Here is a 14,295-nt window from a genome sequence, read left to right on the forward strand (position 1 = left end):
AAGTTCCGCACCGCAGCCTCTCTGCGGGGCGGAATTCGCACGGGATTTCGGTGTCTTGTCGTCATTGCAGCGGGGGCTTCCTCTTGCCGCCATTCAGCAGCACGGCCAGCTCCTGCAGGTTCGCCAGGTCACGGGCCAGCGCCGCGCGGCGCTCCTCCGAGAGGCTGGAGCGGTGCATGCGTCCGGCGATATCCTTGCGGCCAAGGCTCTGCGACAGGGCGGCCATGCGGTCGGACTTCTCGGCCAGGATGGTCGCCAGCTCGGCCTGAAGATTGCTCCGCCGGACCGAGATCCAGTCGCGCCAGGCCCGGTCCTGACCCTCGGCATAGGCCAGGTCCTCTCCCTCCGCCTTGTCGACGGATTGCAGGAAGCGTTCCGAGGCACGTCGCTCCAGCGCCTCCAGCGAGAGCCGCAGCTGGCGTTCCCGCGCGGCGACGCGACGGAGCTGCATCAGCTCGGCCTCGAAGACCATTTCCGTCGCCTTTGCAACAGGTTCGACCCGTTCGCTTCTTGGCGCTCTGCTCATCAGACCCTTCCTTTCGCTCTGCGCCGCATGTCGTCTGCAAAGCGGATGGCCGCGGCGACGGCGCGGTAATCCGCCGGAGAGATCTGCTCTCCGATGTCGATCTCTGCATGAAGCCGGCGGGCCGTCGGCGGGTCGCTGTGCAGCGGTACCCCGTGTTCGGCGGCGAGCTCGCGGATGCGGGCGGCGATCTCATCCACGCCCTTGGCGATGCAGATCGGCGCAGTGCCCGGCTTGCGATCCCACTTCAGCGCCACGGCGTAGTGGCTTGGGTTGACGATCACCACGTCGGCCTTGGGGACCTCGGCCATCATCTGCGCCTTGGCGATCCGTTCCGCCCGCATGCGGCGCTGTTGCTTGATGTAGGGATCGCCTTCACTCTCTTTCATCTCGTCCCGAATTTCCTTGTCGGTCATACGGTTACGCCGAAGATGCTCGGCCCGTTGCCAAAGGAAATCGACCCCGCCGAGGCAGGCGGCGATGACGAAGACGATGGCCAGGAAGTCTATGCAAAGCCGCATAAGCCTTGCCGCGGCGATGCCCGGCTCAAGGAACAGCGTATTGGCCATCTCGGGCAGGCGTGCCGAGACAAAGAGGAAGAGCACCGTCGAGTAGATCAGCAACTTTATGAAACTCTTGAAGAATTCAAAGAGCCCATTGCGGCCGAACTTGTTCTTCGCGTTCTTCAGAATCGAGATCCGATCGGCTTTCGGCTGCAGTTTCTGGCCAGAGACCACGAAGGCCTGCTGGGCAATCACCGCACCAAGCGCGGCGGCGGCCGGGACCAGGAAGAAAGGGAGGATGGCGGTGATCACGGCCAGCATCAGGCCGCCGAAGATGGCCCTGGCGTCGCCCTCGAAGACCAGCGGTGCCAGCCGCGCCGGTTGGTCGATCATCACCTGCATTGCGGCGCCGAGAGAGATCAGCGCGCCGGGGCCAAGGGCTATGCCGGCAAGGCAAAGCCCGCCATAGGCCGCAGCCGTCGACAGGTCCGCCGAGCGCGGCACCTCGCCCTTTTCACGCGCCTTCTCGAGCTTGCGCTGTGTCGGTTCATGGGGTTTTTCGCCGCTCTGTTCGGTTTCGGCCATGGTGCCCTCAGAACGGAGAGGTCAGGAAGGCAAGGAGCGCCTCCGACCAGGTGGCCAGGATCTGCGCTGCCAGCAGGAAGAGCAGCGCCATGCCGCCGAAGGTGATGACCGGCGCGCCGACGAAGGCGACCATGAGTTGCGGCATGGCCCGGTTGATGACCCCGAGGGTGAGGTTGTAGATCAACGAGATGATGATGAAGGGGGCGGCCAGGGAATAGGCCAGGCGGAAGCTGCGCGTCACCAGCGCCAACCCCCATTCCGAGAGATCCGCCGCAGCCGGCCATTGGCCTGCCGGCATCGCCTCGTATGAGATCAGCAAATAGAGCACCGCGTGGACGTGCAGGCCCAGGACCATGGCCAGCGCCAGCCCGCCGATCACCAAGATATTGCCGATGGCGGGCATCGGTTCGATTACCAGCGGGCCCAGGATCTGGCTGAGCGAGGTCGCCTGGGCGATCATCGAGCCCGTGGTTTGCAGTCCCAGCACGAAGAGTCGCAACCCGATGCCAAGCGCAAGGCCCGCCACGGTCTCTGTCCCCATGTAGAGCGCGAAAACCTCTGCTGTGGCAGGGGGTTGCGGGGGCGAAGGGAGGGCCGCGAAGGTCACGGCGGTCAGGCAGAGCGCGGCCATGAGCTTGACCCGGAGGGGCACTGATTGCTCTCCGAAGCCGGGCATGAAAGAGGCGAAGGCGCCGACGCGCAGGAAGATCAGCAGTGCTTGCCATCCTTCGCTGCGCAACAGCGCCAGCGCCTCTGCCGCGGCTTCATTCATCGTGCACCATGGCGATCAGCGCGGGGCGGGCATCGACGCCGATCTCTTCAAACGACAGCACCGGGTTGGGGATGCCGCGCGCCGAAAGCGCCATGCGCAGGAAGCGGCGGCGCAGCGTCGAGGTGATCAGCGCGGGGTAGATACCTTGATCGGAAGCATCCGAAATCGCTGCGGAAATATTGCCGATCAGCCGATTGAAGATGTCCGGTGGCAGGGCGACATCGGCAATGCCGCGGTCGCGTTCGATCTGGTAGGTGCTGAAGATGTCCTCCCACTCGGGGGCCAGCTGGATCAGGGGCACCGTCCCGTCTTCGCGTTTCAGGTCGGCAATCAGCTGGAAGCCCAGCCGGTGGCGGACATGTTCGCAGATCGTCTCTGGTTGCTGGTTCTGGCCGCGCAATTCGCCGACCGCCTCGAGGATCAGCGGCAGATTGCGGATCGAGACCTGCTCTCCGACCAGCAGTCGCAGCACCTGGTGCAGGAGATCCAGCGGCACCTTCTCGGGAATGAGTTCGTCCAGCAGCTTGCGATTGGCCTCGGCCCGGCGGCTGTCCGAGAGATTTGTCAGCTCTTCCAGAAGCCTGCGCAGGGACTTCAGCGTCAGCAGCCGTGGGAAATTGCGCTTGATCGTCTCCAGCAGGTGGGTTGCCAGGACCTCGGTCGGGGTGACGAGCGTCAGGCCGGACAGCGCGGCATTGTCCTGCGCGGATTCGTCGATCCAGCGGGCGGGGGCCCCATAGACCGGCTCCTTCACGTCCTCGCCACCAGGGGCGTTTTCGCCCTGGGTCAGGGCCAGAACGTGGTTCGGTCGCAGGATCGCGCGGGCCTGTTCGACCCCCTGGATGCGGATCACGTAGCTGCCGGACGGCAGCGAGGGGTCATCGGTCAGCCGGATCTCGGGCAGGATCAGGCCGAAGCTTTCGGCCACATGCAGGCGCATGTTCTCGATCCGGGCGTCGAGGCCGGTGCCCGGGTCCAGGACCATCTGGACCAGGTCGGGGGCAAATTCGACATGGATATCGTCCAGGTCCAACGTATCGCCGAGGGATTTTCGGTGCTGTGGCGGAGCTTCCGACTGCGATTGCGCATCCTCGTCGCGGGTCTTCTGCTGTTTGCGCCGCACGCTGATCGCCGCGCCGCCCAGCACCAGACCGCCCAGCACGAAGGGCAGGAAGGGCATTCCCGGCACCAATCCGAAGAGCAGCATCAGCACCCCGACGGTCGCCAGCGCCGCGGGGTGGCGGCCCAACTGGCTGATCAGGGCGAGGTCGGTGGCGCCGATCGCGCCGCCGCGGGCCAGCAGAAGGGCCGAGGCGATGGAAATGATGACGGCCGGGATTTGCGTGACCAATCCGTCGCCGACCGTCAGGATTGCATAGGTTTCAAAGGCATCGCCAAGCGGCATGCCGTGGACGATGACGCCCATCAAGAGCCCGACAACCAGGTTCAGCAGGGTGATCAGCAGCCCGGCCACCGCATCGCCCTTGACGAATTTCGAGGCCCCGTCGAGCGAGCCGAAGAAGGTCGTCTCCTGCTGTTCGCGTTCGCGCCTTTCCCTGGCCTGCATGTGGTCGATGGCGCCTGCGGACATGTCGCTGTCGATGGCCAGCTGCTTGCCCGGCATGCCGTCCAGAGCGAAGCGGGCGCCAACTTCGGCCATGCGGGCGGCACCCTTGGTGATGACCATGAAGTTGACGATCAGCAAGACGCCAAAGACCACGAGGCCGAGGAAGACCGAGCCCGACATGACGAAATCGGCAAAACCCTGGATCACGTCGCCCGCGGCATTGGTGCCCGTGTGCCCCTCGCCGATGATCAGCTTGGTCGAAGAGATGTTCAGCGACAGCCGCAACATCAAGGAGGCCAGGAGGACCGTCGGAAAGGCCGAGAAATCAAGGGGTTTCTCGACGAAGAGCGTCACGGTGAAGATGAGGATCGCCAATGCGAAACTGGCGGCCAGGCCAATGTCCAACACGAAGGCGGGCACCGGCAGGATCATCATGACGATGATCGCCATCAGAGCCAGCGCCAACAGGATAGTCGGCTGAAAGAGCGGTTGTGCCTGGGCGTTGTCCATTCTGGACCCAATCCTGTTGGGGGTGCGGCCCCATTTCCTTCGTCGCCCGAGTCTTATGTCGGAAAATGGTTGAGGCTTCGCAAATGGCCTATTGGCCCAGCGCCGTATCGACCTGAAGAGTCGACAGAAGGTCCCTCAGGGCGCCGCGGGTCTCGCCGCTCTGGCTCAGCGCTTCGCGGCTGGCGGCAAGGGTCGGCGGGCCTATGAGAGGGATCTCGATCGGCTGGGCCGCGTGACTTGCCACCACATCGGCGAGGCGGGCGCGGGTGGCCTCTTCATCAGAGCGCAGGCTGTCCCAGTTGCGCGCCATCCAGGCAGCGGTGGCCGCGCGCTCGGCCTGCCCGGCTTTGGTAAACAGGGCCTCGGCCTCGGCATAATCGGCTGTGGCCAGGTGAGCCTCGGCACGCAGCGCGGCGACGTCTTCGCCCTCAAGGCCTGAAAGCTCAGCCTCGGCGCGACGTGGCAGGTTCATGTCCAGGGCGGCGCGGGCGCGCAGAAGTCGCCGGGCACGACCGATCTCTCCATCTGCGCCTGCGGCCAGGACCTTTTCGGCCACCTCGGGCAGGCCGAGGTTGAGCAACCGCCTGGCCACGGCATTCATGGCCTCTCCGCCGGATTTCTCTGCAATTTCCGTTGCATGAGAAAAGTAGAGCCGGGTGAAAACCGGGGCCGTGCCATGGCTGGCCAAGTCCCGGGCAAGCGTGTCTACAACCTCCTCACGCACCTCGGGCATGAGATTGGCGCTTTCACTGTCATAAAGCTCGAAGCCTGCGGGAAAGTTGCCGGAGGCGGAATGGGCCAGGATCTCGGCCCGCGCGAACTGGGCCGCCATGGGTGTTTCGCGGTACTGCGTCCGGTAGCTTCCCAGCAGCCCGATGGTTTCGGCGTCGACAGACTGGTCATGATCCAGCGCCGCATTGGTAAAGTGCAGCAGAGCCTCTGGAGAGACATCACTGTTCTTCGCGATGATGTCATGGAAGGCGTCGGGGTCCGGGGGGCTGTCCTTGCTGGCGAGTTTCGCCGCCGCGAGCGCCTGCCGTTCCGAGAGACCGGGGACATTTCGGTCAACGATGCGCAGCATGTCGCGGGCGAAGTCCTCTTCCCTGGCGTCGAAAAAGCGCTCTGCCAGCAGGGGGCCGACGATGGCTTTCAGCGTATTTGGCATGGCCAGGAGGGCGCGCTTGATCGCATCGCCGTCGAAGTCGCTGCCCGGAGGGATCCGGCTGGGCGCCAGCGCGGCCCAGAGCGCGACATCGGTGTCGCAGGTCATGCGGCCGGTGAAGGGGCTCTGCTCGGGGTCGTGACCATATTCCAGGATGCGCGCGACGGAGCCCATTTCCGCTGCTTCCCGAGGGGGTTGCTGCACTGAGGCAAGAACGCTGCCGGCTTCGGGGCCAAAGCCGTAGATCAGGTAGAAATGAGCAAGATCGTGATAGGCGCTAACGTCGTCGCGGTCGAATTCTCCGCTCAGGCGGGCGCGCTTTTCGGTCAGCTCGGTGACGAAGTCCGGGCGTTCGACCTCGACAAGGGGGGGCATGTTCAGGGCGCAGGGGTTGCCCGACAGAACGACCCTGCCAGAGCCGTCGGGCTCGTCAGACTGGAAGGTGCTGGGGGTGGCGGCAAGTCCCGGATCGGGATGGGTGCCATCGGAATGAGCCTCGCTGATCTGGCGTTGCTCTTCCGACAGCGGGTTGGCCCCGGCGCCGGGGGTCAGCAGCCCCTCGGTCGCGGCATTTCCGATGGCGGCCAGAAGGCTTTGTTCCAGCTCGCGGGTCAGCTGTGCCTCCGCGGGGCTGAGCGTGGTTACCCCTGGGATCACCGAAACGAGCTCTTCGGCCTGTGGGCGCGGTGTGCGAGCGGGCAGGGGAACCGGGGGCAAGGTGACGTCGGCTGCCAGGTCGGCTGCGGGCACTTGCGACATATCTGTATTCCGGTCCTCGGCCTGCGCCGGGCGGTCTTCAGGGCCGGGGGTCAGGGCAGGTGCCGTCGCTGGCTGTGGCGTGGGCGGGACCCCGGGTTCTGCAGGGGGGGCGTCAGCCGGCGCGCTGGCTTCGCGCGCAACTGCGCGCGGCACGGGCAGGGCTGGGCGCAGAGGATCCAGGTTTGGCAGGCCAAGGCTAAGCACTTGTCCACGCAGCAGGATTGGGGCGGGTCGCGCGGCTATCTGGCCCGCCTGCGGGGGAGCCTCGAAGGCGGTCTCCGGCGAGGCCGGGGGCGCGGCGTCCAGATCGTTTTCTGCCACATCGGGGGCATTGTCCGGCAGGGCAGGGCCATCCAGGGTATCTATGATGAGCAGGTTGCTTGCGGCCAGTGTCGTCTCGATCGGGCAGCCGCAAGCCAGAGAGAGTTGCAGCGTCGGGCCCTCTTCCACCGTGATATCGCTCAGCCGGTTACGTCCGATCCTGTCGTAGACGCGGCTGAGATCGATTGCCTCGAGCGGGCCCGTGAAGCCGAGCGTGGCCTGCCCCCTGTCCTCGGTCAGGGTAAATCCCGCACCGTCCGGCAGCGGCAGGGTCAGCCGCGTGAACTCTGCATGATCCCCGGACCGTACCAGGGCGGTTTGCGCGAGGGCGGGCAGTGGCGAAATCAGCAGCAGGAGGGCAAGGAGACATCTCATCACGCGGCCCCGCTGCTCTTCACTTCCTTCAGCGCCTCTTCCAGCTCAGAGAAGCTGGGGCGGCAGTGCGAGGGCGTGTTCTGCCGCCCGACCTCGATACAGATATTCGTCGCGTGATTGTGCAGGTTTGCCACCAGCACCTCGCGGATCAGCTGGTAGAAATGGCCATCCTCGTCCAGCACGGTCTTCAGCTTGGAGGCGAAGGGGCCGACGAGGCCATAGGCCAGGAAGACCCCCAGGAAGGTGCCGACCAGCGCGCCGCCGATCATCTTGCCCAGCACTTCCGGCGGCTGGTCGATCGAGGCCATGGTCTTGATCACCCCCAGCACGGCGGCCACGATCCCGAGGGCGGGCAGGCCATCGGCCATGGTCTGCAGCGCATGGCTGGAATGCTGCGCGTGGTTCAGGTTCGCTTCCATGCGCTTGTCCAGCACCTCTTCCACCTGGTGCGGGTCGTCGTAGTTCATCGAGGCCGAACGCATGGTGTCGCAGATCAGCGCAATCGCCTCTCCATCGCCGAGAATCTTCGGGTACTTCGAGAAAATGGACGAGTTTTCAGGGTCTTCGATATGTTCCTCGATGGCGACGGGGTTCTGCCGCGCGAGGCGGATCAGCTCGAACAGCAGGCAGAGCAGATCGCGGTAGTCGTCGTGCTTCCACTTCGGCCCCTTGAAGACCTTGCCCACGTCCTTGGCGGTATGTTTCACCGCCGCCATGTCGTTGGAGATCAGGAAGGCACCGACCGCGGCACCGCCGATCATCATCATCTCGAAAGGCAGGGACTTCAGGATGATACCAAGCTTGCCGCCAGCCAGGATGTAGCCGCCGAAGACCATCACGAAAATGACGCCGATACCTACGAAACCGATCATCTGGGCCGCCCCGATTCCAACACTCCGCTTCCCACGCTAAGCATCATTCCTTTGGAACAGATGAATTTCGGCCCGCCAGGATGACGCTTATCGCATAGGCCCGCTCGGCCGAGAGTCCGGCCATGACCTGGGCGGCCGCCTCGGGGCGCATGCGGCCAAGGAAGCCGGCTGAGAACTCGGGCGCCATCTGCTCGAAGAGCGCGGCGGCATCCTTGGGCTTCATGTTCTCGTAGACGGCGGTCAGCTGGGTGATGTCGTTCTCTGCGGCATTGTCGGCCAGCGCGAGGGTGGCCTTCAGCGCGGCCTCGGCGGTCTCGAGCTGGGCGAGCTTCTTGTCGATCTCCTCATCGGCGATGGCGAGCGCATTCATCCGGTCGCGCACCTGTGCCTCGCGCTGGTTCAGACGTGCTTCGCGGGCGTCGAAGGCCTCGAGCATGGCTTCGATCTCGGGCGGTTGTTCGCAACTCATTCCGGCGTCGGCGGATGCCATGGAAGCCTGTAAGGGTGCCTCGGACGGGGTGCTGTCGAGGGCGAAGACCTGGTCCGAATGCAGGGCGACCCGCAGCCCGGCCGAGGCCATGAGCAGCCCCGCGATCAACGCAAGGGTACCGCGCCGCGGACGCCCGCGCCGCCTGCGCCTTGGCGTCGCGGGGGTGCCGGCGGCCCTGGTCGTCTTGTTCTTCCCCATCACCGCCCCCTAGTGAGATCCGCTGTGGCGCGCGAAGACCGCCGGAGCGCTGTCTTCCGGCGGGGCGGGCTGCTGAGGAGCCCCCTCGAGGTCGTGCAGGGAAGCCACCAGCAATTCCAGACGCTTGGCCACCTGTTCGGCGCGGTCGGTCAGCTGCTCCAGGGAGCTGCTCGACTCCGCCGCGCTGCCCTGTGCCGCCTGCAGTGTCTTCGACAAGTCGTCCACCTGCGCCGAAAGCACGGCCACGGCCCCGCCGACGCCGTTTTCCAGGTCGTTGAAGCGCGACAGGCGGCGGGCAAGGATATAGCAGTAGAAGCCGGCCCCCAGGGCGCCGGCGACAAGTAGGATGTCGGCAATGAGTTCCATTCTGGGTCCCCCTCAGTTCAGCACGAATTCCACGATCAGCAGGTCACTTACGGCATCCGGCCCGGTCACCACCTGTATCCGTCGCAGCATCTGCGCCCGGATGCGCACCAGCGCGGCCGGGTCTTCCAGGTCTTCCATGCGCAGCGCCCGCATGTAGCCGTTCAGCACGTCGACGATCCGCGGAATCACCTTGGTGACGGCGCCCTCCTGGTTGGTCGGCACCTCGATGTTGGCGGTGAAACGCAGGTGCCGCCCCTCGGAGGCCTTGCCGAGTGAGATCACCATCGGGTCGATCGGCACATAGACCACGTCGGGCGCGGTGAAGGGCTCTGATTCCTCTTCCGCATGGGCCTCTGCGCCAGCCTCGCCGCTGCCCAGGATCATGCCGCTGTAGATGGCGAAGAACGCCCCGCCGCCCCCGGCCAGCGCGACCACCAGGGCGATGATCAACGGCAGTTTGGAGGGCTTCTTGGGCTCCTCCTCTATCTCGGTCGCAGCTTCGGCCATCTATGTCGGACACTCTTCCAGAAAGTCTCTGCATCAGCGTTATAAGCGGGCAGGCACTAACCGATTATTAAGCCCGTTCGGCCAATTAGGGGTCATCACCGGCAGAACGCCGGATGGACGGGAGACATGGTTTGCAACAGCTTTTCACCCTGTGGAGCAATCTGGACCCAAGGCGCCGGACGATCGCCATCGTGGCCTCTCTGGCGATGTTCGCCGCGATTCTGGGGCTGGCGCGCCTGGCGTCTCAGCCTTCGCTGTCGCTGCTCTATTCCGGGCTGGAAAATGGCCAGGCCGGGGAAATCGTGCGCGCGCTGGATCAGCGTGGCGTGACCTACGAGGTGCAGGGCGGTTCGATCTATGTCGAAGGGGCCCGGCGGGATGAGCTGCGGATGACGCTGGCCTCCGAAGGGCTGCCGCGCAATTCCTCGCAAGGCTATGAATTGCTGGACAATCTTTCGGGCTTCGGGACCACCAGCCAGATGTTCGACGCGGCCTATTGGCGTGCCAAGGAGGGCGAGTTGGCGCGCACCATCGCGGCCTCGCCGCAGGTCACCTCGGCGCGGGTGCATATCGCGCACCAGGGCGCCTCGCCCTTCCAGCGCGACCTGCGCCCGACCGCCTCGGTCGCCCTGACCGCCTCTGGCGACATTTCTGCCAGCCAGGCCAAGGCTTTGCGCTACCTGGTCGCCTCTGCCGTGGCGGGGCTCAACGCCGATGACGTGGCGGTGATCGACGAGAACGGAGAGCTGATCGGCCTGACCGAAGACAGTGGCGGCACCCCGTCCGGCCAGGACCGCGCGGAAGAGCTGAAAGAGAAGGTGCAGCGCCTGCTCGAGGCGCGCGTGGGCTTCGGCAATGCCGTGGTCGAGGTGGCGGTCGAGACCAACAACGAAAGCGAATCGATCCGCGAGCGGCGCTTTGATCCCGAGGGGCGGGTGGCGATTTCCACCGACTCGGAGGAGACCTCCGAGACCTCCCAGAATGCGACGGGTGGCGATGTCACCGTGGCCTCCAACCTGCCCGACGGCGAGGCGGGCGGTGGCGGCAATTCCTCCTCCGCCAATTCCGGCACCCGGGAGCGCGTCAACTACGAGGTCTCCGAGATCAACCGCGAGGTGCTGCGCGCCGCCGGTGCGATCAGCCGTCTCAGCGTCGCGGTGCTGGTCAACGGCACCCTGGTGCCGGGCGACGACGGCGCCGAGGTCTTCCAGGATCGCAGCGCGGAAGAGCTTGAAAACCTGCGCGAACTTGTCGCCTCGGCGGTGGGGTTCGACGAGGCGCGGGGCGATGTGATCACCATCAAGTCGATGCAGTTCGAGCCGGTGACGGAGCTGGGTACCACCGCGGCGCCGGGCGTCTTCGACCAGATCCACCTCGATGTCATGTCGCTCATCCAGATGGCGGTCCTGGCGCTGGTAGCGCTGGTGCTGGGCCTCTTCGTGGTCCGCCCGGTGCTGACGCGGGAGGCGGCACAGGTGCCCCTGCTGGCCGATGGCAGCGCGGAGGCGCTGGATGGCGAGATCGAGGATGACTACGAGCTCCCCGAACTGCCCTCGCTCGGTGGGTTCGGCGGCGATGACGACGGGGGCGGCTTCCCGATGATGGCCGACTTCGACACCGATGGCACCGCCGGCGATGACCCGGTCAGCAAGCTCCAGGCGCTGATCGAGGACCGCAAGGACGAAACCATGGAGATCCTGCGCAGCTGGCTCGAAGAAGGCGAGGAGACCGCATGAAGTCCATCGCCCGCATCCTGGAAGACTTCGGCGCGCCCCGCCCGACCCATGCGCCCGGCCTGTCGGAGGAGGAGCTCGAGACGATTCGCCTCGAGGCATTCGAGAACGGCTACAAGGCCGGCTGGGACGATGCGGCCAAGGCGGCGCGGGATGAGCAGGGCCATATCGCCGCCGATTTCGCCCGCAACCTGCAGGACCTTTCCTTCACCTATCACGAGGCTCATGGGCACGTGCTTTCGGCGGTGAAGCCCCTGCTGGAGGACATCGTCGAAAAGCTCCTGCCCGATGCCGCCCGCGAGACCCTGGGCCTGCGGGTCGTGGACCAGCTCGAAGCCCTGGCGCGCGAGAAATCCACCGTCGCGGTCGAGATATCGGTGGCGCCCGACAACCTGAGACTCGTCGAGGGGCTGGCAGACCAGGACTTCGGCTTCCCGGTGGTGATGCAGGGCGACGACACGCTCTCCGAGGGGCAGGTCTTCCTGCGTTTCGGAACGGAAGAGACAGAGATCGACCTCGGCGAGGTCACGGAAGGCATTCGCGGAGCCCTCGCCGGCTTCTTCGCCGAACAGGAAAGGAAAGAGGACCATGGATGACGCACCGCAGGAAAATACCGGCAAGGCCAATCCCTTCACCGTGGTCCCGATCGAGATCACCATCTCGGTCGGCAAGGCGCGACCGCTGATCCGCGACCTGCTTAAACTGACCCGCGATTCCGTCCTGCCGCTGGACCGCCGGGTCGAGGACCCGGTGGAACTCTACGTCGGCGACCGCCTGATCGCGCGCGGAGAGCTGGAAGAGATGGAGGGCGACAATGCCGGCCAGCTGGCGGTGCGGCTGACCGAGGTCACCGACCTCTCGGGAGAGCTCTGATCCATGGGCGCGGGGCGCTGACAGATGCCGGTGCAGGCAAGACCTCTCATGACACGGCGCCGGGCCTGGGGGCTCCTGGCGATGCTCTGCGCGATAGCGCTGCTGGCCCCGCTGCCGGCCCTGGCGCAGGACCTGACCCTGGAGCTGGGCGAGGGCCAGTCGCTTTCGGCACGGGGCCTGCAGCTGATCGCCCTGATCACCCTGCTCAGCGTGGCGCCGGGCATCCTGATCACCATCACCTGCTTCCCCTTCCTCGTCACGGTGCTCTCGATCCTGCGGCAAGCCCTTGGCCTGCAACAGGCGCCGCCGAACATGCTAATCGTCAGCCTGGCGCTCTTCCTGACCTGGTACATCATGGACCCGGTGGTGCAGGAGGCCTGGAGCCGCGGCATCTCTCCCCTGATCGAAGAAGAGCTGACCCTGGAAGAGGCGCTGCCCCTGGCGATGGAACCCTTCCGTGGCTTCATGGCGAACCGCATGGATGTCGAAACCTTCGAGGCCCTGGCGGCGCTGCGGCCCGACGCTGCAGAGATCGTCACCGGCCCCGAGGCGCCGCTCTCGGTGCTGATCCCCGGCTTCATGCTGTCCGAGATCTCCCGCGCGTTCCAGATCGGCTTCCTGGTCTTCCTGCCCTTCCTGATCATTGACCTCGTTGTCGCGGCCATCCTGATGTCCATGGGCATGATGATGGTGCCGCCCGCCATCGTCTCGCTGCCCTTCAAGCTCTCCTTCTTCGTCGTCGCCGACGGCTGGAGCCTGCTCGCGGGCAGCCTGGTGCGAAGCTACTTCTGATGCCCGGCGGGGCCTGCAGCTGCGGCGGGCGGCCTCCAAAGCCGGAAGGTTCCCGGCCGCGCAGGCCTCGGCGCTCCCCTTTGCCCGCGGGACGGCCCGGCCGCGCAGTCTCGACGTAATCCCAGCGGCCGGGTCCGGGCGCCTCCGGCAGCCTGTCCATGCCCGCCGGATGGTCAAGAGTGCCCCTTTCGCACATCACCAGGCTGAAAATACTCCGGGGGAGTCCGCCCTGGCGGACGGGGGCAGAGCCCCCCCCTGCCACCTCGGGGTTCAAAGCTCCGCTGGCCGCTTCTGTCGTCACCGGGCCGTGAGGCAGGGCCGGTTGCCTTACCGCGCCTACAGGCTCAGGAGACGATTAACCATGGCGGAAGGCCCTGTCGCCTCTGGCCGAAGAAGAGCCGCATCGGCCTGTCAGGCCTCGAAATCACCCAGGTGCCGCTCTCCGCGGGCTTTCGACAGGGCGATCTGCTTCTGCCGCTCGCGGAAACGCGCCTTGTCGCTGTCCGAGGTCTCCTCGACGCAAAGGTGGCAAGAGACCCCCTCCTCGTATTCGGGCCGGGCGCGGTCGGCGGGCAGGATCGGACGGCGGCAGGCGTGGCAAAGCTCGTGCGGCCCCTCCGCCAGCCCATGCCCGACCGAGACGCGACGGTCGAAAACGAAGCAGTCGCCCTGCCAGGCGCTATCCTCCGCCGGGACTTCCTCCAGGTACTTCAGGATGCCGCCCTTCAGGTGATAGACATCCTCAACCCCTTGACCAATAAGGTAATTGGTCGACTTCTCGCAGCGGATGCCGCCGGTGCAGAACATGGCGATACGCTTGTTGTGGAAGCGGTGCTTGTTCTCTTCCCACCAGGCGGGGAAGTCGCGGAAGCTCTCGGTCTGCGGATCGACAGCGCCCTCGAAGGTGCCGATGGCCACCTCGTAATCGTTGCGGGTGTCGATCACCGCCACATCCTCGGAGCGGATGAGCGCATTCCACTCGGCAGGCTCCACGTAATGGCCGACGCGGGCCAGCGGATCGACATCCGGCTGCCCCATGGTGACGATCTCTTTCTTCAGCCGCACCTTCATCCGGGCGAAGGGCCGTTCCGAGGCGGTGGAGAGCTTCCACTCCAGCCCCTCGCAGCCGGGCAGCGCGCGGATATGCGCCAGCACAGCCTCGATCCCGGCGGCGGGACCGGCCACCGTGCCGTTGATCCCTTCCCGCGCCAGCAGCAGCGAGCCGCAGATCTTCTGCGCCTCGCAAAGCGCCAGCAGCGGCGCCTTCAGGGCGGCGGGATCGTCGAAACGGGTGAAGTGGTAGAGGGCGCAAACGGTGTACATGGCGCGCGGATTACTCCTGAAGGGCCTTGCAGGCAAGGCCCGCGCGCCCTCGGGCGCTGCGGCA

At 65.8% G+C, this 14,295-nt stretch carries 14 protein-coding genes; 4 read left to right on the forward strand and 10 right to left on the reverse strand.

Going from position 1 to position 14,295, the window contains the following annotated elements:
• Positions 1-61 precede the first annotated feature (61 nt).
• From CRO50_RS03310 to CRO50_RS03350, 9 genes are all read right to left on the reverse strand, one after another.
• The gene (locus CRO50_RS03310; RefSeq protein ID WP_143516844.1) at positions 62-526 is read right to left on the reverse strand and encodes a hypothetical protein; all 465 of its coding nucleotides are present in this window, start codon (positions 524-526) and stop codon (positions 62-64) included.
• Complete coding sequence (locus CRO50_RS03315; protein ID WP_097144435.1) at positions 526-1,611, reverse strand: EscU/YscU/HrcU family type III secretion system export apparatus switch protein; 1,086 nt, start codon at positions 1,609-1,611, stop codon at positions 526-528. Before CRO50_RS03315 ends, CRO50_RS03310 begins: the two co-directional genes overlap by 1 nt.
• A 7-nt stretch (positions 1,612-1,618) precedes the next feature.
• Positions 1,619-2,383, reverse strand: a complete 765-nt coding sequence (locus CRO50_RS03320; protein ID WP_097144436.1) for a flagellar biosynthetic protein FliR — start codon at positions 2,381-2,383, stop codon at positions 1,619-1,621.
• Complete coding sequence (gene flhA, locus CRO50_RS03325; RefSeq protein WP_097144437.1) at positions 2,376-4,460, reverse strand: flagellar biosynthesis protein FlhA; 2,085 nt, start codon at positions 4,458-4,460, stop codon at positions 2,376-2,378. The genes CRO50_RS03320 and flhA overlap by 8 nt, the downstream gene beginning before the upstream one ends.
• 88 nt (positions 4,461-4,548) lie before the next feature.
• Positions 4,549-7,077, reverse strand: coding sequence for a hypothetical protein (locus tag CRO50_RS03330; protein ID WP_097144438.1), 2,529 nt, complete (start codon positions 7,075-7,077; stop codon positions 4,549-4,551).
• On the reverse strand, positions 7,077-7,949 hold the full coding sequence (gene motA / locus CRO50_RS03335; RefSeq protein WP_097144439.1) for a flagellar motor stator protein MotA: 873 nt from the start codon (positions 7,947-7,949) through the stop codon (positions 7,077-7,079). The genes CRO50_RS03330 and motA overlap by 1 nt, the downstream gene beginning before the upstream one ends.
• A gap of 43 nt (positions 7,950-7,992) precedes the next feature.
• Complete coding sequence (locus CRO50_RS03340; protein ID WP_097144440.1) at positions 7,993-8,637, reverse strand: MotE family protein; 645 nt, start codon at positions 8,635-8,637, stop codon at positions 7,993-7,995.
• Positions 8,638-8,646: 9 nt separating this feature from the next.
• Positions 8,647-9,003, reverse strand: a complete 357-nt coding sequence (locus tag CRO50_RS03345; protein ID WP_097144441.1) for a hypothetical protein — start codon at positions 9,001-9,003, stop codon at positions 8,647-8,649.
• A gap of 12 nt (positions 9,004-9,015) precedes the next feature.
• On the reverse strand, positions 9,016-9,510 hold the full coding sequence (locus CRO50_RS03350; RefSeq protein ID WP_097144442.1) for a flagellar basal body-associated FliL family protein: 495 nt from the start codon (positions 9,508-9,510) through the stop codon (positions 9,016-9,018).
• Between the two features lie 131 nt (positions 9,511-9,641).
• Here CRO50_RS03350 and fliF point away from each other — a divergent pair, with 131 nt between their 5' ends.
• Genes fliF through fliP form a run of 4 tightly spaced genes read left to right on the forward strand, consistent with a single transcriptional unit; the run spans position 9,642 to position 12,908 of the window.
• Complete coding sequence (gene fliF / locus CRO50_RS03355; RefSeq protein ID WP_097144443.1) at positions 9,642-11,246, forward strand: flagellar basal-body MS-ring/collar protein FliF; 1,605 nt, start codon at positions 9,642-9,644, stop codon at positions 11,244-11,246.
• Positions 11,243-11,839 (forward strand): FliH/SctL family protein, encoded by a 597-nt coding sequence (locus tag CRO50_RS03360; protein ID WP_097144444.1) that lies wholly within the window; start codon positions 11,243-11,245, stop codon positions 11,837-11,839. Before fliF ends, CRO50_RS03360 begins: the two co-directional genes overlap by 4 nt.
• A complete protein-coding gene (locus CRO50_RS03365) occupies positions 11,832-12,116 on the forward strand; it encodes a FliM/FliN family flagellar motor switch protein (protein ID WP_097144445.1) in 285 nt (94 codons plus the stop codon). The genes CRO50_RS03360 and CRO50_RS03365 overlap by 8 nt, the downstream gene beginning before the upstream one ends.
• Before the next feature lie 48 nt (positions 12,117-12,164).
• A complete protein-coding gene (gene fliP, locus CRO50_RS03370) occupies positions 12,165-12,908 on the forward strand; it encodes a flagellar type III secretion system pore protein FliP (RefSeq protein ID WP_097144446.1) in 744 nt (247 codons plus the stop codon).
• Positions 12,909-13,319: 411 nt separating this feature from the next.
• Here fliP and trhO read toward each other — a convergent pair whose 3' ends face one another.
• A complete protein-coding gene (gene trhO / locus CRO50_RS03375; RefSeq protein WP_097144447.1) occupies positions 13,320-14,231 on the reverse strand; it encodes an oxygen-dependent tRNA uridine(34) hydroxylase TrhO in 912 nt (303 codons plus the stop codon).
• Positions 14,232-14,295: the final 64 nt, after the last annotated feature.

Source organism: Pseudooceanicola antarcticus, assembly GCF_900215355.1.
GTDB classification, from domain to species: Bacteria; Pseudomonadota; Alphaproteobacteria; order Rhodobacterales; family Rhodobacteraceae; genus Pseudooceanicola; species Pseudooceanicola antarcticus.